Origin of the sequence: Flavobacterium aquatile LMG 4008 = ATCC 11947 (genome assembly GCF_000757385.1) — a bacterium.
In the GTDB taxonomy this organism is placed as follows: Bacteria; Bacteroidota; Bacteroidia; order Flavobacteriales; family Flavobacteriaceae; genus Flavobacterium; species Flavobacterium aquatile.
Window position 1 is genome coordinate 348,026 of the sequence record NZ_JRHH01000003.1, and the last position, 22,532, is coordinate 370,557.

The 22,532-nt window shown below is 32.0% G+C and carries 25 protein-coding genes and 1 tRNA gene; 8 read left to right on the forward strand and 18 right to left on the reverse strand.

Going from position 1 to position 22,532, the window contains the following annotated elements; translation table 11 throughout:
- Positions 1-94 precede the first annotated feature (94 nt).
- Complete coding sequence (locus tag LG45_RS07490; protein ID WP_035125818.1) at positions 95-1,675, forward strand: NADP-dependent glyceraldehyde-3-phosphate dehydrogenase; 1,581 nt, start codon at positions 95-97, stop codon at positions 1,673-1,675.
- 33 nt (positions 1,676-1,708) lie between these two features.
- On the opposite strand, the gene LG45_RS07495 is transcribed toward LG45_RS07490, so the two are convergent.
- Positions 1,709-2,809: a bifunctional methionine sulfoxide reductase B/A protein gene (locus tag LG45_RS07495; protein ID WP_035125820.1), complete on the reverse strand. Its 1,101-nt coding sequence runs from the start codon at positions 2,807-2,809 to the stop codon at positions 1,709-1,711.
- A gap of 163 nt (positions 2,810-2,972) precedes the next feature.
- Here LG45_RS07495 and idi point away from each other — a divergent pair, with 163 nt between their 5' ends.
- The 6 genes from idi (at position 2,973) to LG45_RS07525 (ending at position 5,879) form a co-directional block, all read left to right on the forward strand.
- On the forward strand, positions 2,973-3,500 hold the full coding sequence (gene idi, locus LG45_RS07500; RefSeq protein ID WP_035125822.1) for an isopentenyl-diphosphate Delta-isomerase: 528 nt from the start codon (positions 2,973-2,975) through the stop codon (positions 3,498-3,500).
- 32 nt (positions 3,501-3,532) lie between these two features.
- Positions 3,533-3,943: a 6-pyruvoyl trahydropterin synthase family protein gene (locus LG45_RS07505; protein ID WP_035125824.1), complete on the forward strand. Its 411-nt coding sequence runs from the start codon at positions 3,533-3,535 to the stop codon at positions 3,941-3,943.
- Position 3,944: 1 nt separating this feature from the next.
- The gene (locus LG45_RS07510) at positions 3,945-4,400 is read left to right on the forward strand and encodes a peroxiredoxin (RefSeq protein ID WP_035125826.1); all 456 of its coding nucleotides are present in this window, start codon (positions 3,945-3,947) and stop codon (positions 4,398-4,400) included.
- A 41-nt stretch (positions 4,401-4,441) separates the two neighbouring features.
- Positions 4,442-5,404, forward strand: coding sequence for a type I phosphomannose isomerase catalytic subunit (locus tag LG45_RS07515; protein WP_035125828.1), 963 nt, complete (start codon positions 4,442-4,444; stop codon positions 5,402-5,404).
- Positions 5,405-5,460: 56 nt separating this feature from the next.
- Complete coding sequence (locus tag LG45_RS07520; RefSeq protein ID WP_035125830.1) at positions 5,461-5,727, forward strand: hypothetical protein; 267 nt, start codon at positions 5,461-5,463, stop codon at positions 5,725-5,727.
- Between the two features lie 78 nt (positions 5,728-5,805).
- A tRNA-Thr gene (locus LG45_RS07525) sits at positions 5,806-5,879 on the forward strand.
- A gap of 111 nt (positions 5,880-5,990) precedes the next feature.
- Here LG45_RS07525 and LG45_RS07530 read toward each other — a convergent pair.
- The 14 genes from LG45_RS07530 to LG45_RS07595 form a co-directional block, all read right to left on the reverse strand.
- On the reverse strand, positions 5,991-6,704 hold the full coding sequence (locus LG45_RS07530; protein ID WP_035125832.1) for a DUF4369 domain-containing protein: 714 nt from the start codon (positions 6,702-6,704) through the stop codon (positions 5,991-5,993).
- Positions 6,705-6,788: 84 nt separating this feature from the next.
- Positions 6,789-8,651, reverse strand: coding sequence for a M61 family metallopeptidase (locus LG45_RS07535; protein ID WP_035125833.1), 1,863 nt, complete (start codon positions 8,649-8,651; stop codon positions 6,789-6,791).
- Between the two features lie 62 nt (positions 8,652-8,713).
- Complete coding sequence (locus tag LG45_RS07540) at positions 8,714-10,111, reverse strand: alpha/beta hydrolase family protein (protein WP_035125835.1); 1,398 nt, start codon at positions 10,109-10,111, stop codon at positions 8,714-8,716.
- Between the two features lie 5 nt (positions 10,112-10,116).
- Complete coding sequence (locus LG45_RS07545) at positions 10,117-10,701, reverse strand: YIP1 family protein (RefSeq protein ID WP_165570797.1); 585 nt, start codon at positions 10,699-10,701, stop codon at positions 10,117-10,119.
- Positions 10,702-10,706: 5 nt separating this feature from the next.
- Positions 10,707-10,982, reverse strand: coding sequence for a DUF2089 family protein (locus LG45_RS07550; protein WP_035125839.1), 276 nt, complete (start codon positions 10,980-10,982; stop codon positions 10,707-10,709).
- Positions 10,983-11,166: 184 nt separating this feature from the next.
- Positions 11,167-11,442 (reverse strand): TIGR03643 family protein, encoded by a 276-nt coding sequence (locus LG45_RS07555; protein WP_035125841.1) that lies wholly within the window; start codon positions 11,440-11,442, stop codon positions 11,167-11,169.
- A 102-nt stretch (positions 11,443-11,544) separates the two neighbouring features.
- Positions 11,545-12,372, reverse strand: coding sequence for a sterol desaturase family protein (locus LG45_RS07560; protein WP_035125843.1), 828 nt, complete (start codon positions 12,370-12,372; stop codon positions 11,545-11,547).
- A 52-nt stretch (positions 12,373-12,424) separates the two neighbouring features.
- On the reverse strand, positions 12,425-12,880 hold the full coding sequence (locus LG45_RS07565; RefSeq protein ID WP_035125845.1) for a protease complex subunit PrcB family protein: 456 nt from the start codon (positions 12,878-12,880) through the stop codon (positions 12,425-12,427).
- A gap of 60 nt (positions 12,881-12,940) precedes the next feature.
- On the reverse strand, positions 12,941-13,543 hold the full coding sequence (locus LG45_RS07570) for an alpha-ketoglutarate-dependent dioxygenase AlkB family protein (RefSeq protein WP_035125846.1): 603 nt from the start codon (positions 13,541-13,543) through the stop codon (positions 12,941-12,943).
- 65 nt (positions 13,544-13,608) lie between these two features.
- Entirely contained in the window at positions 13,609-14,316 is a 708-nt protein-coding gene (gene aqpZ / locus LG45_RS07575; protein WP_035125848.1) for an aquaporin Z, read from the reverse strand.
- Between the two features lie 34 nt (positions 14,317-14,350).
- Positions 14,351-14,704: a DoxX family protein gene (locus LG45_RS07580; RefSeq protein ID WP_035125849.1), complete on the reverse strand. Its 354-nt coding sequence runs from the start codon at positions 14,702-14,704 to the stop codon at positions 14,351-14,353.
- Between the two features lie 76 nt (positions 14,705-14,780).
- Complete coding sequence (locus LG45_RS07585; RefSeq protein ID WP_035125851.1) at positions 14,781-15,686, reverse strand: EamA family transporter; 906 nt, start codon at positions 15,684-15,686, stop codon at positions 14,781-14,783.
- Between the two features lie 69 nt (positions 15,687-15,755).
- The gene (locus LG45_RS07590) at positions 15,756-16,922 is read right to left on the reverse strand and encodes a DUF1501 domain-containing protein (protein WP_035125853.1); all 1,167 of its coding nucleotides are present in this window, start codon (positions 16,920-16,922) and stop codon (positions 15,756-15,758) included.
- A 10-nt stretch (positions 16,923-16,932) separates the two neighbouring features.
- The gene (locus LG45_RS07595) at positions 16,933-18,330 is read right to left on the reverse strand and encodes a DUF1800 domain-containing protein (RefSeq protein WP_035125854.1); all 1,398 of its coding nucleotides are present in this window, start codon (positions 18,328-18,330) and stop codon (positions 16,933-16,935) included.
- Between the two features lie 100 nt (positions 18,331-18,430).
- Here LG45_RS07595 and LG45_RS07600 point away from each other — a divergent pair, with 100 nt between their 5' ends.
- Positions 18,431-19,024: a murein L,D-transpeptidase catalytic domain-containing protein gene (locus LG45_RS07600; protein WP_035125856.1), complete on the forward strand. Its 594-nt coding sequence runs from the start codon at positions 18,431-18,433 to the stop codon at positions 19,022-19,024.
- A gap of 59 nt (positions 19,025-19,083) precedes the next feature.
- On the opposite strand, the gene LG45_RS07605 is transcribed toward LG45_RS07600, so the two are convergent.
- From LG45_RS07605 to LG45_RS07615, 3 genes are all read right to left on the reverse strand, one after another.
- Positions 19,084-19,908 (reverse strand): hypothetical protein, encoded by an 825-nt coding sequence (locus LG45_RS07605; protein WP_052087520.1) that lies wholly within the window; start codon positions 19,906-19,908, stop codon positions 19,084-19,086.
- Between the two features lie 44 nt (positions 19,909-19,952).
- Positions 19,953-20,357: a DUF2721 domain-containing protein gene (locus LG45_RS07610; protein WP_035125858.1), complete on the reverse strand. Its 405-nt coding sequence runs from the start codon at positions 20,355-20,357 to the stop codon at positions 19,953-19,955.
- A gap of 76 nt (positions 20,358-20,433) precedes the next feature.
- On the reverse strand, positions 20,434-22,506 hold the full coding sequence (locus LG45_RS07615; protein WP_035125859.1) for a prolyl oligopeptidase family serine peptidase: 2,073 nt from the start codon (positions 22,504-22,506) through the stop codon (positions 20,434-20,436).
- Positions 22,507-22,532 lie beyond the last annotated feature (26 nt).

Sequence of the window (22,532 nt, forward strand, 5' to 3'; positions counted from 1 at the left end):
TTTAATTTTTAATACATCGTTTTAGTTAATTTCTTTCTATGTATTGATGTTCAACATATTCGTTTATTGAGTAATTTTATAAAAAATAAATTTTATGAACGCAATACCATTAGAATATCAAATAAAAGAACCATTTATTCAAGACACTTATTTAGTAAATGGCGTTTTAAAAAAATGGTCTGGCGAATTTACTTCAGTTTATTCAACTATTTCATCTACAGAAGAATATGCGCCAACGCTCTTAGGTAGTATTCCAGCAATGGGTGAAGCAGAAGGAAATGAAGTTACCAATGCAGCATTTGAAGCCTATGATAATGGTCAAGGTCTTTGGCCAACAATGAAAGTAATCGATCGAATAAAATGTATGCAAGATTTTGTCACGCAAATGAAAGCTACTCGAACTGAAGTAGTAAAATTGTTAATGTGGGAAATTGGAAAATCATTAGCCGATTCGGAAAAGGAATTTGATAGAACAGTCGATTACATTTATGATACAATTGAAGATTATAAAGAATTAGATCGAACCAATGCACGTTTTACTAAAAGTCAAGGAATTAATGCGATGGTTAGACGAGGACCGCTTGGCGTTGTGTTGTGTCTTGGACCTTATAACTATCCGTTAAATGAGACATTTGCTTTGTTAATTCCGGCAATAATAATGGGAAATACTGTTATTTTTAAACCTGCTAAACATGGCGTTTTATTGATTTCACCATTATTAGAAGCTTTTAAAAGTAGCTTTCCAAAAGGAGTTGTTAATATTGTTTACGGTAGAGGTAGAGATGTTGCATCGCCAGTGATGAAATCTGGAAAAGTGGCAGTTTTAGCTTTGATTGGAAATAGTAAATCAGCGATAGCGTTACAAGATCAGCATCCAAATAAAAATAGATTACGACTTGTTTTAGGATTAGAAGCTAAAAATCCAGCAATCATTTTGCCCGATGCTGATTTGGATTTGGCCATTCAAGAATGCGTTGCAGGAACATTGTCTTTTAACGGACAGCGTTGCACTGCTTTGAAAGTTTTATATGTTCACGAATCCATTGCGGCTGAATTTAACAAACGATTTTCAGAAAAAGTTGATGCATTACCTTTCGGAAATCCGTGGGAAAAAGGCGTGTTTTTGACTCCGTTGCCAGAAAAAGACAAACCAGCTTACATTCAAGAACTGATTGATGATGCTACCAGTAAAGGCGCTAAAATTTTAAATAAAAAAGGTGGTGAGCATTCAGAAAATTATATTTTTCCTGCCGTTTTATTTCCTGTGAATAAAGAAATGCGAGTATATCATGAGGAGCAATTTGGTCCAGTAATTCCGGTTTTATCGTTCAAGGATATTCAAGAACCATTAAATGACATGGCTGAGTCTAATTATGGTCAGCAAGTGAGTTTGTTTGGTAGAGATATAAAAACCATTGCACCACTAATTGATACTTTGGTAAATATTGTATGTCGTGTAAATTTAAATAGTTCTTGTCAACGTGGTCCAGATGTTTATCCTTTTACTGGACGAAAAGATTCGGCAGTAGCCACATTGAGTATTCATGATGCCTTGCGCTCTTTTTCAATCCGAACGTTTGTTGCATCTAAAGATAATGCTTACAACAATGAGATTTTGCAAGCTTTATTAAATAGCAAGGAATCTAATTTTATAACAACAGATTATATTTTATAAAAAAAGTCTCCGTTTGTAGCGGAGACTTTTTTCTTATTTTTTCTTCAATCGGTTTTTGAAAACTTTTTCAAATTTTTCTATTTTCGGTTGAATTACCATTTCACAATAAGGTTTGTTTTTATTATTTTCGTAATAACCTTGGTGGTATTCTTCGGCTTTATAGAATTTTTTTAATGGTTCAAGTGTTGTCACAATTTTATTAGAAAACACTTCGTTGTTTAAATCTTTAATCAAGTCTTGAGCAACTTTTTTCTCGTTTTCATTTTTATAGAAAATTACTGATCGGTATTGTGTACCAACATCGGCTCCTTGGCGGTTTAATGTTGTAGGATCGTGAACAGTGAAAAATACTTTAAAGATTTCATCCAAATTAGTTTTGGTTTTATCGTAAGTAATTTCAACAACTTCTGCAGCACCAGTTCTACCTGTTGAAACTTCTTCATAACTTGGGTTTTCAACTGTTCCGCCTGCATAACCAGAGTACACACTTTTTACACCATCAAGATTTTGATAAACCGCTTCAACACACCAAAAACATCCGCCGCCAATCACTACAGTCTCAAAATCTCCAGAAGTAGAAACTACACCATCTGGAACAAAATCAAGAGAAATTGCGTTCATACAATATCTTTTTCCAGTTGGCTCAGGACCATCGTCAAATAAATGACCTAAATGGCTGTCACATCTTCCGCAATTTGCTTCAATTCTTCGCATTCCATACGAATTATCGTCTTTAAAAGTGATGCTTTCTTTACTGGTTTGTTCAAAAAAGCTTGGCCATCCACAACTGCTTACAAACTTTTGGTCTGATTTAAATAGTTTATTTCCGCACGTTGCACAGTAATAGGTTCCTTTAGTTTCACTTTTCCACATAGTTCCTGTAAAAGCTCTCTCTGTATCGGCTTCACGAGCAACAGCATATAAGTCTGGAGATAGAATTTTCTTCCATTCGGCATTCGGAACATTTAATTTTTTTGTGTCGGTATTTGAGTAATACGGATTTTCAGGTTTGCTGATAACGTTTTCCATTGCAATTGTTTTTGTTGTTGTGTTTTTTTGTTTGTTATTCGATTGACCGCAGGCGTTTAAAACAAACAGCGGAATGATAACTAAAAGATTCAAGATTTTTTTCATAACAATCTTATTTAAATAGAGTACAAATTTACAACAGATATACGCTGTAAAATGTCTTACAGATTACAAAATGAGTGGTTTTAAGTAAAGTTTAACTGTTGTTGAAAATTTAAAAATAACATAGCAATTCTTTTTTTGTATTTTTGACCATCATAAAAAATCTATGAAAGAAGAACAGGTAATATTAGTTAACGAAAAAGACGAACCCATTGGTTTGATGAATAAATTGGAAGCTCACGAAAAAGCAGTATTGCATCGTGCCTTTTCGGTTTTTATATTGAATGATAAAAATGAAGTGATGTTGCAACAACGCGCTCATCACAAATACCATTCGCCTTTGTTGTGGACTAATACTTGCTGTAGTCATCAACGTGCTGGAGAAACCAACATCGAAGCTGGTAAAAGACGACTATTTGAAGAAATGGGTTTTAAATCGGAGCTTAAAGAACTTTTTCATTTTATCTACAAAGCACCTTTTGATAATGGTTTAACCGAACACGAACTCGACCACGTGATGATTGGTTATAGTAATGAAGAACCTAATGTTAATGAAGAAGAAGTCGAAAGTTGGAAATGGATGACCATTGAAGACATCAAAGACGACATGATTGTAAACCCACATATATATACGGTTTGGTTCAAAATTATATTCGATGAATTTTATCATTATTTAGAAGATCACAAATTATAAAATTTCAAAATTTAAATTCCAAATTCCAAAACATGAAAGTTACAGTTTCTAGAAAAGCACATTTCAATGCCGCACATCGATTGTATCGAAAAGATTGGACGATGGAGCAAAACGATTTGGTTTTTGGCAAATGCAATAATCCCAATTTTCACGGACATAATTATGAGCTTATAGTTTCTGTAACTGGAGAAATCGATCAAGAAACTGGTTTTGTAATTGATGTGAAAATTCTTTCCGATTTGATAAAAGCGCACATTGAAAACGCATTCGATCATAAAAATCTAAATTTAGATGTTTCTGATTTTGTCGATTTAAATCCAACTGCCGAAAATATCGCGGTTGTAATTTGGAACAAACTTCGAAAATTTATTGATGCCAATAAAGAGTTAGAAGTGGTTCTTTATGAAACACCTCGCAATTTTGTAACCTATAAAGGAACCTAAAATGGCACTAAAAGTAGGCGATAAGCTACCCAATTTTAAAGCGAAAGATACCAACGGAAATCTCTTTGATAGTCAAGATTATATAGGAAAACAACCGCTTGTGATTTATTTTTATCCAAAAGATGAAACCAAAGTTTGCACCGAACAAGCTTGCAGTTTTAGAGATAATTACGAAGAATTTAAAGAATTTGGTGCAGAAATTATCGGAATTAGTGCCGATTCGGTTCAGTCACATTTAAAGTTTAAGAGTAAATTCAACTTGCCTTTTATCTTACTTTCCGACAATGATAAAAAAATCAGAAAACTTTTTCAGGTAGAAAACGATTTTTTAATTATTCCGGGTCGTCAAACTTTTGTAGCCAATAAAGAAGGAGAAATTGTCCTGGTTTTTAATAGTATGTCGGGAAAAATTCATATCGAAAAAGCATTAAAAATAGTGCAGAAAATGACAAAATAGTATTTTTAAAATTTTGCATCTTTGTATTTTATAACTATCAAATGAAACTCTATCCATTGCAATTCCAACCCATTTTAAAAGACAGAATTTGGGGTGGAACAAAACTAAAAACTTATTTAAACAAACCCATAACTTCAGAAATCACTGGAGAAAGTTGGGAGATTTCTACTGTAGAAAATGATGTAAGTGTTATTGCAAATGGTTTGTATGAAGGAAAATCGTTGAACGAATTGATAAATGAATTTCCAGAAGCTGTTTTGGGGACAAAAGTTTTCAAGCAATTTGGGAAACAATTCCCTTTACTTTTTAAATACCTTGATGCCCGTGAAGATTTATCAATTCAAGTACATCCCAATGATGAATTGGCTAAGAAACGACATAATTCATTCGGCAAAACCGAAATGTGGTATGTGATGCAAGCGGATAAGGATGCAAGATTGATTGTTGGTTTTAAAGAAAAGTCTTCTCCAGATGAATATTTAGAAAGTTTAGAAAATAAAACGATAATTGATATTCTCGATACTAAGAAAGTAAAAAAAGGTGATGTTTTCTTTTTGGAAACCGGAACCGTTCATGCTATTGGTGCTGGAACTGTAATTGCCGAAATCCAACAAACATCGGACATTACCTATAGAATTTACGACTTCGATAGAGTTGATGCATCAGGAAATTCGCGTGAGTTGCATGTTGATTTGGCTTTGGATGCCATCAATTATAATGTTGTTAACGCTCAAAAAAAATATTCAAAAGAAAAAAATAAAGCTAACGAAGTTATAAATTGTCAGTTTTTTACAACGAATTTCATTCCGCTTGACGGAAATTTAAACGTTTCTAAAAACAAAGAATCATTCACAGTTTACATGTGCGTTGAAGGAAGTTTTGATTTGAAGTTTAAAGGAGAAACTTTTCATTATAAAACAGGAGAAACTATATTAATTCTAGCAGAAATGACACAATTTGAAATAGAAGGTACAGCTTCTCTATTAGAAATATGCATTTCTTAACTTGAATTTGAAAGATTATGCGTAATTTTGCATCAAATTTTAAAAAATAAAAGAAAATGCCAAGCGTTAAAAATTTAAAAAAAGACATCAACTTCGTTTTAGGAGATATTATTGAAGCTGTTTATATTCACGAGATGACAAGCGAAGGAAAGCCTACAGAAGCTACCAATGCTGTTATAGATGAAGCAATTACATCTTTTGATGCTTTAATCGTTAAGGTTAATGCTAAAAAAGTTGAAAATAAGAAAGCACATTTCAAGCAAATCAATGCAGAATTGGAACAAACTGCTAGTCAATTGGTTGCTAAAATCAATGCACTTTAATTGAAAAAAATACGAAAAAAGTGTAAAAATATTTTGGAGATTTAAAAATCGCTATTATATTTGCACCACTAAAGAGTTGCCAGCGTAGCTCAGTTGGCTAGAGCAGCTGATTTGTAATCAGCAGGTCGTGGGTTCGAGTCCCTCCGCCGGCTCTTCGTAAAACCATCACAGCAATGTGGTGGTTTTTTTTATTTTATAAAATTTGAAAATAAAAAAAGACTTCAAAACTGAAGTCTTTTAATGAATATATTCAAAATTCGAATTTATTTCTCGTTTGCTTTTCTTTCTTTGATTAAAGCGTCTAATTTCTTTCCGTAAATCGATTTAGATACCTTTGGAGTTAATGATTTCTGAATTGTATCAAGGTATTTCAAATTGATATCGTAAATTTCTGCCAAAGCTAAATAGGGTGCAACCTCAGAATCTTTGTGATTTACTGCAAAGTTGGTTGTAAATAAATACTTTCTCTTTAATAGATTTTCTTGTTGTGCGTTGATAGTTACCACTTCCTCTGTTTTACCATCCTTATAGGCATTAAACTTTTTTTCTAATAATGCTAAATCTTGATCGATTAATCTAGAAGCTATTTTTTTATACTCTTCATAAACGTCATGATTTTTAGATCCTGTAATTTTTGTATCGGCTGTGAAAAAATCTAATGAAGTTTCGATATTTATTTTACCTTTTTCGGCAAAGAATGCTATGTTGTTATCTATTGAATTGGTAACACCTCGGTCTAAATAAAGATAATACATCTCTGGAGATTCAATATCCAATTCGCTTGTAAAATGAGAATCACCATTTATTTTAATAGTGTCAAGCGCCACTAAGGTTGTGTCTTTTAATTTTTGAATGTAAAGTGTACCTTTTTTTAATCCTTTAACGTATCCGGTAATTACTAAGTCCTTTTCCTCTTTTTTTTCTGAACAAGAGCTCATAAGAGCTACAGATAGTAAAGCTATAATTGTTTTTTGCATGGGTGGTTTTATTTTTGGCAAAATAATAAAAAAATCCCCAATCTATAGCATAAATTGAGGATTTAAAAATGGATATATTCAAGTTTATCCTTTTAACCAAGCTTGTTTTAAATTATTCTTGCTTGCATCAGCGGCGTTGTAGCCTTGTGATTCTGTGATTGGAATTATTGCTTTTCCAGTAAGTGTTTGTTCTTTTCCAGCTCTTTTTATTTTCATTGTAACTGTTTCTCCTTCTTTCCATGCTTGAACTGATTGCATCATTTCTGAAATGGAGTCTAAATTATAGTCCTTACCATTTAAAGAAAGAATAACATCTTCTCCTTTAGCACCGATATTTGTCAGAAATGGTGTCAAATCTGTATTAGCTCTAACAACAATTTCTTTTGTAGCAGGAATTCCAGATATACTTGGTGATGTACCATTTAAAAATGGATTACCCGGTTTTTTAATAGTGGTATTTGCAACTCCAACTTTAGCAAAATACTCATCATACGGAATTGGAGTTTCGCCATCTACATAAGTAGTTAGAAACGTTCCAACTTCTGGATAAGTTAACGCTACAATTTTATCGAATAATTCGTCGTCGCTAAAAGGTTTAGACGACCCAAATTCGTTAGATAATTTTTGCATTAAATCTAAAATTCCTCTTTCTCCATTACTTTTTTCTCTAATTGTGATATCGATACACATTGCAATTAAAGCTCCTTTTTCATACACATTTAAGTATTGGTCTTTGTATGGCTTATCAAGAACATTGGCGCTCATTTTTGTGAACGGCATTTTGTCATTTAGTCTTTTAGCGTTTTTAATTTTACTAACCATTCTTTGGTAGAAATCGTCTTCATCAATTAAGCCTTGATTTATTTGAAATAAATTGGCAAAATATTCAGTAACACCTTCATACATCCACAAGTGTTTTGACATTTTTGGTGTGTTGAAATCAAAATAGTGAATCTCGTTAGAATGCACACTTAACGGAGTTACAATGTGAAAAAATTCATGCGAAACCACATCTTTAATTTGTTCTCCAAGTGAACCTGCTGGCATCATTTCTGGAAAAACAACCGTTGTAGAAGTATTATGTTCTAGAGCTCCAAAGCCTTTTGCGTCTTTCTTTTTCATATCAGAAAGATATAAAAGAACCGTATATTTTTTATTGCTGTTTATCGGACCAAGGAATTTCTTTTGTGCACGCATTGTTTTCTCTAAATCGCCCGAAAGTGATTTTGCAGTATGCTTTCCATTAGCAGAATAAACACTGAAAAGTATTTCCATTCCGTCTACAGTAAATGAAGTGAAATCTGGTTTAGAATACATAATTGGATTGTCAACTAAATCATTGTAACGTTGTGTTACAAATAAATCTGAAGTCGCACTTGCATCAGTATCGGTTAACGAAGTTGCACCAAAAAGTGTTTCAGGATGTAAAACGGTTACTTTATAAGTTAAATCTTTTTTATCTGAAAAATAACCAACAAATCCGTGGTTGTTCAACATGAAATTTTTCCCTGCATCGATATTTGTTCCGGCAGGAGAGAATACTTCGTTACCACCAAAACCACCACCTTTTTCAATATCGTAGGTGTCGTTTACTAAATAAGTTACTTTATCAAGGTTTTTTGCATCGGCAATGGTCCAAGAATTCACATCTTTTTTAGTAACTGCAATCGGATTTCCTTTTTTATCAAATGCTTTTAAATCGTCAATATATTTACCATAATCATCTTCAGAATACGTTCCTGGGATAATTTTTGGCAATTGGTATACAATTTCATCCGACGTTATAGTTGGCACTTTTACAGTAACTAAAACTTTATCATCTACTACATTATTCAAATCTATTGTAACACCAATTTCGTTTATTTCTTTTTTCGAAACGGTATTGGAACCCGATTTACAACTTAAAACCAAAGCTGCAATTGTTAAACTTAAAAGTATTTTTTTCATTAGTGTATCTTTTATTTGTCTATTGGTATTTCAAATTTAGATTTTGTTACAAACAGAATAAATTATTTTACCTGAATTTTTATCCAATTTACTATTTCATTCAAAGCAGTTGGAGAAAATGTTTGTTCAATTTTATCATATTCACTAGGAGCACCTGTTGTACATTCTTGAAACAAATGATTTAGATTAGGAAGTTCTTTGGTTGTAACTTTTTTGTTTTTTGATTTAGCTAATGCATTTTTTATGGCTTCCAAATTTTCTTTTGCTGGAACTTGCAAATCTTTTGATCCATTCAGTGCAAGAACAGGGCATTTTACTTTTTCTAAAGCAATACTTGGGTCTAATTTTATAAAATATTTCGTCCAAATAGTAGTATATTCACTTATTTGAAATTTAATGTATTGTTCTTTGGTCATTCCTTCTGGATATTTCACATCAGGAGTTTTACTAATTGCCTCTTCAAAAAGAATGGTTAAATCAGTATTAAGTTTAGAATCATCAGTAGATCTAATTATTAAATCAAATATTTTTTCATTGAAAATTTTTGCTTCATTTATGTTTTCTTCAGTTGCACCTTGAACTCTCGCAATTAATTCTTGTTGTAATAAAAGAAGTTTATCTCCTCTTAATCCAGTTCCTGCTAGTAATACTATATAACTTATATTCTTATTTCTACTTGCTACCATTGGAGCTACAACACCACCTTCACTATGACCAATTAGTCCAATGTTTTTTGTGTTTATTTCTTTTCTGCCTAGTAAATAATTTACTGCTGCTTCTGTATCATAAGAAAAATCTAATGTAGTTGAAGCGTTATAGTTGCCTTTTGAAGCTGCAGTTCCTCTGTCATCGTAACGTAAAACACCAATTCCGTTTCTTGTTAAATAATCTGCAATTACCAAGAATGGTTTATGGCCAAGAAGTTCCTCATCTCTATTTTGCGGGCCACTTCCTGAAATTAAAACTACAACAGGAAAGTTTCCTTCTTTATTGGGTAGCGTTAAAGTTCCAGCTAGAGTTACTCCATCTTTCTTGTTTTCAAAAGTTACCTCTTCGCTATAATAAGGATATGGTTTTATTGGTTCTTGAGGTCGAACTAATGCTGTCTTTTTAATTTTTTCTCTAGTAAGTTCCATTGGAAATGCTTGTCCAGCTTGCTTGAAAACTCCTTTTATTTTATTATTTTCAAACGTTCCTTCATATTCAATTCTGCCAGCTGGAATAGCAAATTTGAATGTAGTATTTTCAAAACTAGTTGTTGCAATTGGTATGTCAAATGCTTTTTGATCTGGGCTATCCATAGTTGATTTATATCCAGTATCAGTTTTAGTTACATTGATTTCAATAGGTAATTGTGTACCTGGAACTTTTAATAATCCATACCATTTGCCTGTGATATCTTGTCCGAAAGTTGTTACTGACAAGAAGAATGTAACGATTGTTATTGCTATTTTTCTCATTTTATTTAATAGTTTAAGTTTAATATAATAATTTTTGATGCCACTTCTGCAAGAATTATTGCTAAAGCAAAAAGCAGTATATGTTTGGTTTCTTTTAAATTAGTTGCAGTTCTAAACCCATTGAAAAGTAAAGCAATAGACCAAATTAAGCAAGCAAATGTTGTGATACCAGAAGACATCAGGAAAATAATATCTGGTGTTTCAATATTTGTTGGTTTATTAGTTGAAACCATTTTCATTAAATTTTCAGTAACCAAAAACATTTTATTGTTTATGTTAAAAAATAGTAGAAAGAAAAAAGGAATTTTAGAAATAAAACATGTAGCTAAAATGTCTATTAATCGTGTTTTCTTATTTATCACTTTACCAAAAAGAAACAAAATTGATGCTAGTATAGAAAAGCTTATTATTAAATCAAGTGCTGTTGTTGCAATCGTAGTTTTTTCTGTAAAATGTAAATCAAGTACACCGTCGAATCTTCCATTAAATAGTAATGATAACAAACCTCCGATTACTGTTGCTGAAATTCCAAATGCTATTAATTGTTTCTCTGAAAATTTTTGAAAAGGATTAAGTATTATTGTTTTCATACCCATTATTTAGTTTTTAATTGATTGATTTTGTTGATAATATCATCCAGTTTATTTCTAACCGTTGGATAACTATTCCCCATTTGAGTTGCCATTTCTTTCAAACTACCACTAGTTAGAAAGAACTGTAAGATAAAGTTTTGTTCTTCTTCAGTAATTTGAAGAAGTAAAGGAAGAGTATAATTGCCAGAAACAGAAGTACTGCAATTGCTGCAACTTAATTGTGTTACAGAAAGGGAACTTTCACAACTTGGGCATTGTATTGGAAGTTTTGGTTGCATATTATTAAAGTTAGAATAAATAAAATTAAATAATATTTAATTATTAATTAATAAAATTTATATTTAATTTAAATAAATTAATAAAATTATTTTTTTTAAGCAACTAAATAGGAGATTAATAGGAATAAAAAAAGCGATAATTTCTTATCGCATCGTTATTATATTTTGTCTTTGAAGTAACAAGTTAATCTAACTTATTTTTCATGTAGTATTTGCCGTCTAGTTCATCAAAGTCATCGTCAACCATAGGTTTTGGCTTCGGTTTACTTGCTGCAACTTTTTTCTTCCAAAGTTCAAATTTGTCTTTGGGCAATCTTTTTCGCATTAATTCGGTCACTTCATTTTCGGTGATGCCAAATTCAGCTTTTAATACTTCAAAAGGTTTTCGTTCCTCTTGCGCCATACTGACAACACGTTCTAGCTGTTCGCTGTCAAGTTCTACTCTTTTACTTTTTTTCATTAGTTGAAAAGCCACAATTATTGTTAATTACTTCTTTTATTCTCAAATTGTATACCAATATTAAGAAAAAAAATAATCACTTTTTAAAATGGAGGTTAATTTTTACACATTTTGTGCAGAACGAGGTTTTTGAAACGGAATTTTAAGCAAATTTTTCAGTCGATTATTTTCCTCTGGATTCATGTGTGTGTCCACTCCGTAAATTATTTTTTCTCGTTCAAGATACAAGAATGTGCCAAAAATTCGATCCCAAATAGAAAAAATATTTCCATAATTACTATCGGTGTAAGGCAATTGATAATGATGGTGAATTTTGTGCATGTCTGGGGAAACCATAAAGTAGCTAAGGTATTTGTCAAACTTTTTCGGCAGACAAATATTGGCATGTGTAAATTGTGTTGCTACAACAGAAAGTGTTTGGTATAAAAAAACCATCCACATTGGACATCCAACAATTAAAACTCCAAAAGTTGTAAAAATAAATCGAATGACACTTTCTCCAGGATGATGTCTGTTTCCAGATGTTGTATCGATATAAGTATCGGTGTGATGTATCAAATGAAATCGCCAGAGAAATTTAACTTTATGTTCTACAAAATGGGCGAGATAAGCACCAAAAAAATCAAGTAAAAGTAATCCGATAATGGTATAAATCCATAAGTTGAATTTGGGCAACCAATTCAGAATTCCGAATTTATGTGTTGTAACAAAATCGGCAGATTGTAATAGAATAAAAGCTAAAGCAAAATTGATTACAATTGTTGTAAGTGTAAAAAACAGATTGATTCCTGCGTGTTGCCATTTATTATATTGGAATTTAAAAAACGGATAAGCACTTTCAATCAACCAAAATAAAGCAATTCCGCCAGACAAGATTAAAGCTCTATGTACTGACGGAATTGATTCGAAATAGCTAATTATATTTTCCATAAAATTGATTTAGAATCAAATATAAGGAAACTTTTAATTCAATTTCTATACGTTAAATAAAAATAACTGGCTTTGTTGCTTTTGGAATTTTGTAGATGTGAAATGGTTGCGTTATAACTGTAGTAGCAAATCCTTCTGAACCAGTTTTTACTATAGAAACGATATAGTTGTCTTCATTTTCAGCAATTTCGTCAATAGCTATTGTATAACCACCGTAACCTTTTATTTCATCAAAGATTGCAATTACGTCATAGTTTTGAAAATCAATAGTTGTTTCTGCAAAGCCTTCTGATACTGGATTAACGCTATCCATGCTGTCTTTTAGTGCATTCCAGTCTGCAACATTTGTAATAAGTAATCGGCTTTCTTCAATTCCCTCGTCACCATTACCATATAAATCTCCACCAGAAATTTCGGTTGCGGTTAAAGCAGGTGTTTCATTATTGTCGTCAGAATTGGAACAACTAATGAAAACGGCTGCGAATAAGATTAATACTAATTTGTTCATGTTTTTTTGTTTTTGTTTGTAGTATTAAGATGTAAAAAGTGAAAAAAGGTTGCGTCAAATTTACTTTATAATTCTGAAAGTTAGATTAATTCTTGATCCAATAGGCTTTGCTGTTTTCGGAATTTGATGCTTCCAAAAGTGCTGTGTTTCACCTTTCATCAGTAGGAGACTTCCGTTTTCTAATGTAATTTTTTGCTTGGCATCTGGAATAGAATTGTGTTTTAAATGAAAACTTCTTTCAGCTCCAAAACTCACGGATGCAATTATTGGATTTCTGCCAAGTTCTTTTTCGTTGTCGGCATGCCAACCGTTGCTGTCTTTTCCGTCACGGTATAAATTTAATAAAACAGTTGTGAAATTTTCATCGCAAATAGTTTCAATTTCATTTTTAATAAACATCAAAATCGGATTCCACGGATTTGGTTGCATTATAATATTAGAATAGGAGTAAGGTTTACCCTCGTTTCCAAAAAGTGCCGTTAACCTTGGTTGTGGATGCGTTTTTCCAAAAATGGTAATGTAGTCCAATTGCCACGGAATTTCATTCAATAATTTAGCAAACAGTTGTTCTGAATGAGATGTGTCAAAGAAATTTGGATAATATTCTATTGAAGCATTAGGTAAATCGAATGAAATTTTTTCTTTTGGAAATAGCGAATTCATATTTCAAAAGTATAAAAAAACGACGAATATAAAATCCGTCGTTTTAAAAAAAATGGTTAGGTCTATTATTCGTTATCTGTTTTTTGCATTAAATTTTTATAAATCAATCCGGCAACGATAGCTCCCAAAATTGGTGCTACCCAAAACAGCCAAACTTGACCCATTGGCTCGCCCTGTACAAAAACCGCTTGAGATAAAGAACGCGCTGGATTTACAGATGTATTTGTAATTGGAATGCTAATTAAATGAATTAAAGTTAATCCTAATCCAATTGCAACACCGGCAAATTTTCCGTTAGCAAATTTATCTGTTGCACCAAGAATTATTAATAGGAAAAACATTGTAAGAACGAATTCTGCGGCAAAGCATGAAATCATAGAATAACCTTCGGGCGAGAATTTATCATAACCGTTAGATGCAAATGCACCAGCTTTGGTATTATCAATTACATTTCCAGTCTTTCCAGACCAAATAAATAACAAGGTTCCTGCGGCAGCAATAGCTCCAGCACATTGAGAAAGAATGTAAGGAAGCAAATCTTTGGCAGAAAATCGTCCTCCAGCCCAAAGCCCAAAAGATACGGCAGGATTAAAATGTCCGCCGGAAATGTGACCAACAGCATAAGCCATTGTTAAAACAGTAAGTCCGAAAGCCAGAGAAACTCCAGCAAAACCTATTCCAAGATTTGGAATTCCAGCTGCAAATAGTGCGCTTCCGCATCCGCCAAAAACCAGCCAATAGGTTCCGAAAAATTCAGCAAATAGTTTTTTCATAATGTAATTTGTTAAGTTAGTATTCAGTTTTATTTTAGGTGTATTGATATGCCCAATAAATTAATATAAATTGAAGAGGCAATCGCAATAATAATATCCAAGTTGGTATTCCTAAACTGGCTTTTTTATTAATTGTCATGTAAATATTTGCAGGAAAAATGATGACTAAGAGTCCAATAATAGACCATGCAGCTAAATTTGAAAACATAGGAATGAATAAGTAAATTCCGAATAATATTTCAAGAAATCCCACTAATTCATTAGTGTAATTTTTATAAGGAATAAAGGGTGGAATTATTTTTTCGTAAAATTTCGGTTTTCTAAAATGATTTAATCCAGCGAGTATATAGAGTACCGCCATAAGATATAAATGCCAAGGTTTCTCCATGCGTATTTACTTTTATATAACGAATATATAAAAATATTAACATAAAAAATGAGTTTGTAGTACAAGTTCTACAAATTTATCGATTATTTTGTATTTTTTGAAAGTTTAAGTTCATAATAACGATAGCCGCAATTATTAAAACTATTCCAATCCATTGCATGAAGACTACTTTTTCATTCAAAATTAAGTACGCCATTAAGACCGAAACAGGCAGTTCTAATGCAGAAACGATACTTCCAAGACCAATTCCTGTTATAGGAAAACCAGCATTCATAAGTAGTGGCGGAATGATGGTTCCGAATAGGGCAAGAAAGATTCCCCATTTTAAGAAAATAGCAAAATTGAATGGTGTATTTTGAGTAAATAATGCAAATAAAAACACAATAATTGCGCCGCCAAGAAGCATGTACAAACTTCGTTGTGCAGATGAAATTCCAACTGCAACTCTATTGGCAGTAAACATTGTTGTTGTAAAAGAGGCTGCTGCCAATAATCCCCAAACGATTCCTCTCCAATCTATGGTAACGGAATTATTCAAGATATTTGTTGCTAAAATTGTACCCAGTAAAACTATGAATACTGCAATAGTTTTTTGCGATGATGGCTTCCTTTTCTCAAGAAACCATTCTAATAAAACGCCCATCCAAACGGTTTGCATCAATAAAACAATCGCTATCGAAACATCTATATAGCGAACACATAAATAATAGAAAACACTTGTCATTCCTAACGAAGTTCCAGCTAACATCAATTGAAAAATATTTTTTGAAGTAGCTTTTTCGACAGGTAGATTGTTTTTTGCTTTTTGAAAAGCATTAACTATCAACATTCCAAGAATTCCGTATATAAATTGAGAGGTTGTAACTTCTGCAGTAGTAAATTTCTCATCGTAGGCCAATTTCACAAAAGTGGCTAACATTCCGTAACTAGATGCACCAAGACCAACTAAAAAAACTCCTTTTACGATACTATTTTTCGACATTTTTTAATTTTTAAAAAGCCGACAAAGATAGTTGTTTGTTTAAGGGTTCAAAACTTTATCAGATTAAATTTAGAATAATCCTTCAATAATTTTGTTGTTGATGCCAATTTTTGTGTAATCAAAATTCATTTTTTGTTGTAGCAAAGTGGAATAAACACTTCTAAAATCAATTTGATGTTTCAAATCGCCATTGTCTAAATCAGATAAATTTGGATTAGTTCCAATAACATTCGATTTGTTGTTTCCTCCAATAATAAACATGGGTGCAGCGGTTCCGTGATCGGTTCCATTTCCATTGTCTTTTACTCTTCTTCCAAATTCAGAAAAGACAACAATAGTTACATTTTGAAGTAATTGTGCTTTCTTCAAATCGGTGTAAAAACTAAAAATTGCATCGTTCAACTCGGTTAATTTTCGTTTATGAATTTCTAATTGATTGTCGTGTGTATCAAATCCACCAAGTGATGTGTAATAAACTTTCGAGTTCAAATTTCCTTTCACCAAACGAGCAATCCATTCTAAATTTTTTGCCAAACCAGTTTTCGGATAACTAATTTCAGAAGTCGATTTTGATAAAGCTTTCTGAATATCATCTGAACCTTCTGTAACAGAATTGGCAATTTTTCTAACAAAATCCAATTGCGGATTATCAGATAATTTTACATTCTCATCTTTATCATTTCTAATTTTGAATTTATTAGGATCTTTAACTGTGATAGAATTTGGTTCAACACCTTTCAAAGCTAAATTGTCGATTGAATCTAAGTTTATTCCAGCTGTTGGTTGGTGTTCATTACATTGTAAATCTAAATATCTGCCAAGCCAACCTTCGTTCAAGTATTTATTTGAATCGGTCGCTGTTTGCCAAATTTCTTGACTTCTAAAATGTGAACGAACTGGTTCTGGATAACCTACATTTTGAATTACTGACAAATCACCATTTTGCTGTATTTGAGCAAAATCTTTCAAAGCTGGATGAAACGCCATGCCTTTATTTTTACCGATAACTTCATTTTTATTGATAGCGATTTTAGTTCGAAGATCATAATACAATGGATTTTCATACGGAATAAAGGTATTCAAACCATCATTTCCGCCATTTAATTGGATAAAAACCAAACATTGTTCACCAATAACCAAATTGTTTTGAGAACCAAAAGCATGTAAAAATTCAGGTAGCACAAGCATTCCACCAGTAAAGGTTCCCGTAAGCGATAAAAAGTTTCTTCTGTTCATATTTTTAGCTTTAAATCAGTTGGTATTCAGGCGTTTTTGTAATGTAATTGAATAATCTTAAAACGGCATAATTTGCATTTTCGCTTTTCGGATCAAAATCATATTTTAATAGGTTTTCCATGTCTTTTTGCATGGTTTCATCTACTTTAAATAGCAATCTGTTGGACAATTCCGTAATTATTTGTTTGTTATTTCCATTTTTATCAAAATCAATTTGGACGTTAATTTTCTCCAATTTAATTTCAGGTTCTTCACCTTCTTCTGGCATTTTTTCAAATACTTTTCTGCTGATGTTACGTCCATTGCAAAGTAAATCACTAGCATTATTTCTTTGTAAGTAAATTTGTGAAGTTAGCCAAGAATTTCCGCCATCCCAACCTTTTACATTGGGTTGATTGAATAAATCCATACCTTGCTGTTTTAAGAAAAAAGGAATCAAAGTAGTATTAGAGTTTGCAATATTTAATTCATCTGTTAGTTGAAATAAATAAGTTAACGGATCTTTTATTTTACTTCCAGAATTCTCTTTTGCATATTCTTCCGTAAAAATTTTGGTCAGCAATGGCTTGATTTCGAAGTTCATTTTTCTGAAATAATCACCATAATAAATTACCAGATTTTCTGATGGATTGTCGTAAATAAACCATTTTAATATTTTTCTTGTAATTAAATAAGGCGTATTTTTTTGTTCGAATATGATGTCAACTAAATCATCTGCTTTAAAATTTCCTTGTTTTCCAAAATAGGTTTTTGTCGAATTATCTTCTAATAATCTTCTGTAAACGGCGCTTTCTTCCCCAAGATTTAATCCGGCTAATGCTTTTGCACCTTCTTTAATATCGTTTTCAGTATAATTTCCAATTCCGATGGTGAAAAGTTCTAATAATTCTCTACTTAAATTTTCATTGATTTTATCTTTTCGATTGTCAACATTATCTAAATAACGAACCATTGCATTCGATTTTACAATCATCTTCGTTAGCTCTTTGAAATTTCCAAAGGCATTTTCACGCAAAATCATATTGTGTTGGTAAATCCAATAAGTAGATTTTACTTTTTGAGAAGTCGCGACAAAATGATTGTGCCAAAAGCAGGTCATTTTTTCTCTCAACGGATATTTTTCGGTAAGAAATTTATCAATCCACCATTTTTTTAGTTCGGTTGCATTTTTAATTTGCTTCTTGATGACTTTCTTTTGATCATCAGCAGAACCATTTTTAATTGATTGTCGGTATTCTCTAAGTTCGGCGATAGTTTTGGGTTCATCCTCAAGAAAATTTGGAAGCGTTTTATCAAAAGTTGTAGCGAATGATTTATTTAGGAATTTTTCAAATCCAATTTCCTCAATAAGTTGCGCTTGTTTTCCCGAAAAACCTAGTCGTAGTGACCACAGATTGCTTTTGTTCATAACCAATGATTTGAATTATAAATTTAGACTTTATTTAACAAGAAAGGTTTAAATATAATTCAAATTTTAACGTTGAATAATGATAAAAATACTCCATAATATGAAAAATAGTTTACTTGTTTTATTCTTGAGTTTTATTTGTTGTAACAATACCAAAGTTGAAACTCCAATCAAAGATTACAGTTCAAATAATGCAGTAGCATTAGAGTATTGCAAGAAAAATGAATTTAATGAAGACTATTATTTTCTAGTGGATTTAAGTATTCATCCAGGAAAAAATCGATTTTTCATTCATGATTTTAAGGAAAATAAAGTTTCAGATAAAAATCTAGTTACTCATGGAAGCTGTGATCAATTGGAAGAAAATCCAGACAAATGGGAAAAAGTAAAATACAGTAATACAGTTGATAGTCATTGTTCGATGAAAGGAAAATATAAAATAGGAAAACGTGATTACAGCTCTTGGGGAATAAATGTGAAGTATTGGTTGCACGGATTAGAGAAAACCAATGAAAATGCTGTTAAAAGAGTGGTAGTTTTACACTCGTGGGATGCTGTTTCAAATGGAGAGATTTATCCGAAAGTGTCGCCTTTAAGTTGGGGTTGTCCTGCAGTTTCTAATGCATTTATGAGAAAACTAGACGCCAAATTAAAACTTACCAAAAAGCCAGTATTACTTTGGATAATTGAATAAAAAAATCCCACAGCCTTTAATAACTATGGGATTCACTCCAATTTAATATTCGTAACCTTTTATCTTCTATTTCTTACTTTTACTCTATTTGGACGTTTTTTTACTTTGACAGCTTTCACAGTTCCATTATTGTTTTTTCTAACTACTGTTGTGCCACGACGATTATGAACTATAACTGTTGAGGAATTTCTTCTTGGAGAATATACTTTTCTCGCTACAACAACGCGGTTTACATTCGTTCTGTGGTAGTAAACTCTATGTGGTGCACATCTTGTGTAAAAAACTTTGTATCGATAGGGTTTCCAAGGTTTCCACCAACGCGGATAAACATTCCAACGCCAAGGTGAACGCCAAACTACATATCCAGGTGAATAAATATAGCGAACGCTTGGCCAAAACCAAACATTAATAATAATTGGTGTAGTAGTGATTTCAAAATTATTCGGACCTTTAGATTTTACCGCCTTTTCATCAATGTCTAATGGTTCAACTATGGTATTTACTGCATACAATTCCTCGTCTCCAATGATTTGTAATTGCGCTTGTTCATTACCGGTTTTTTCTATTCCAATAGTAGCAATGTCTTGTTTTTCAGTTTCATTTATATAGGAACTTAAAACGATGACGTGAGTTTCACCATCTTTAATATCTTCTACTGTAACATAATCAATTTCGCCATCGCCATTGAGATCAATATTATTTACATTATTGTTCTCTTCGTTGATTGCTTTTTCAAAATCTTCAAGGGATTTGGCATTTTTAAATAGTGCCAATGCGCCTTCTAAACTAAAATTATCGCCAGTATTTTCTGGACGATCATCTTCTTGACCAATTACTGTTGTTATTGATAAAACAGCAAGCATTAAAGTGAGTGTTTTTTTCATAATAAAATAAGTTTTCTTATAAGACAATGAAAGATATAAATGGTTTAATTTGTTTTATCTTTTTCAATTAAATCACTTAAATGAACGCGTAAGGCGTTTACAGAAATGCTAATTTCCCAGAAAGAAATTCCCAACGAAGCTAATAAGCACAGCATACTTGCGCCAAAAATATAGATACCAATAAGTTGCCATTCGACAAATAAAACCAACATTCCAAAAACAGAAAGAAACAAACTCAATACACCAAATAGTTGCATATATCGAATTAAAGTCAGCCGTAAATTAAGGTTTTTAATTTCTATTAAAATGCTTTTATTGTGTTCCATATCGTAGGTTTTTTTAAGTCCGCGCACGATTTGTGCAATAGTTAAAAACCTATTGGTGTAGGCTAACAAAATTAGAGATGTCGCTGAGAATAGTAAAGCAGGTGTTTCTATATTTAATGTCATATAAAGTTGTATTAAGCATTTTTTGATCTAAAAAACCTGCAAATTTTCACTTGCAGGTTTTTTAGATTTTTTTAGATTATGATTTTAATTTCATCCATAAATAGGAAAAGTACAAAGCGTTGAATTTGGCTCTTTGTTCGTTGGTTGATGAACCTCCATGTCCACCTTCGGTATTTTCGTAATAATAGATTTTGTGTCCCATATCTAGCATTTTTGCAGCCATTTTTCTGGCATGTCCAGGATGCACACGATCATCTCTTGTTGATGTCATAAAAAATACTTCGGGATATTTTGTGTCTTTTTTTAAGTTTTGGTATGGAGAATATTTTTTTATAAAATCCCAATCGCTCGTATCTGGATTTCCGTATTCACCCATCCAACTTGCTCCAGCTAATAATTTATTGTAGCGTTGCATGTCTAATAATGGAACTTGACAAACTACCGCATTGTATAAATCTGGACGTTGTGTGAAGGCAACTCCCATTAATAGTCCGCCATTGCTTCCTCCCATAATTCCGAGATGTTGGCTTGATGTAATTTTTTTTGCAATTAAATCTTCGGCAATTCCATGAAAATCATTGTAGATATTTTGTCGTTTTTCTTTCAAACCTGCTTGGTGCCATTTTGGACCAAATTCTCCGCCACCTCGAATATTTGCCAATACATAAACGCCACCTTTATCAAGCCAAGATTGTCCAATTCCACCAGAATACGATGGTTGCATTGAAACTTCAAATCCTCCGTAAGCATATAATAATGTTGGATTTGTACCGTCATACTTAATGTCTTTTGAGGCAATTACAAAATAAGGAATCATTTCACCATCTTTCGACTTCATCTTATATTGATCTACTTTGTATTTGCTACCATCGAAATAATTTGAAAGTGACTTTACTTTTTGAACAGTATTATTTTTTGCATTGGCGCTAAATAAAGATGTCGGAGTTAGAAAATTTTGATAATTGAAATAGTAATCATCACTAAATTCATCGGTTGCTGTGATTCCGATAGTTCCGAAATCTGGAGCATCAATTTTTGTTTTTGTCCATTGTCCATTTGCGAAAGCACACGAATAAAGTTCGTTTTTTACATTGTTTAAAATATTCAACAACAATAAATTTTTAGTACTTGAAATTTCGTCAATGCTACTGTAAGTGTCTGGTTCGTAAACTAGTTGAAGCTCTTTTTTTCCTTCAAGAAGTGCTGTGAAATTGGCACTAATTGCCGAACCTTGCTTGTAGGTTTTGCCATTTACAGTCCAATCTGATTTTAACTTTACTATCAATTGATTATTTAAAATGGTATTGATGTTTGCGTCTTCCGGAAGGTCTAATTTTATAAGTTTATCGTTGAGGTAAACAAATGTTTTAGATGAATAAAAGGTCTCACCTTTTCCAATCATAAGATAACTTTTATCACCATCACGCATCAAGTAACCTGAGTCAGAAACATCGGTGGGATCGCCTTCATAAATAGTTACTGCATTTGATAAAGGTGTTGCTCTTTTCCAAAGTTTTACAACTCTAGGATATCCCGAAGTAGTCATGCTTTTATCACCATAATTAGTGCCAACAATAACTGTATTTTCATCAAGATAACTTATATTAGTTTTAGATTCTGGCAAAGTAAATCCATTTGGCATGAATTTTTTAGTTGTGGCATCATATTCTTTTACAACAACAGCATCGCCGCCACCTTTAGAAAGATAAACTAAAAACTTATTGTATTTGGGATACAAACCTTGTGCACCCTTAAATACCCATTTGGTTCGTTCTTCTTTGCTTAATGCATCAATGTCTAAAAGTGTTTCCCACACTGGATTTTTTGTGTTATAACTAGCTTTAGTAGTTCTTCTCCAAATTCCTCTCACGTGGTTCTTGTCTTGCCAAAAGTTATATATTAAATCTCCGTAAATTCCTGGATAAGCAATTTTATCAGTATCATTTAAAATGGTTAGATTTTTATCGTAAATCTCTTGATATTCTTTTTGTTTTGTTAAAACATCGAGCGTTGCATTATTTTTTTGTTCTACAAAATCTAGTGCTTTTTTTCCATCAACTTCTTCAAGCCATAAATAGGAATCTTCTTGTGCCATTAAATTGAAAATATTAGTGAGCAGTAATAAGGTTATTAGAATACGATTTTTCATATAAACTAGTATTAAATATTGGATAT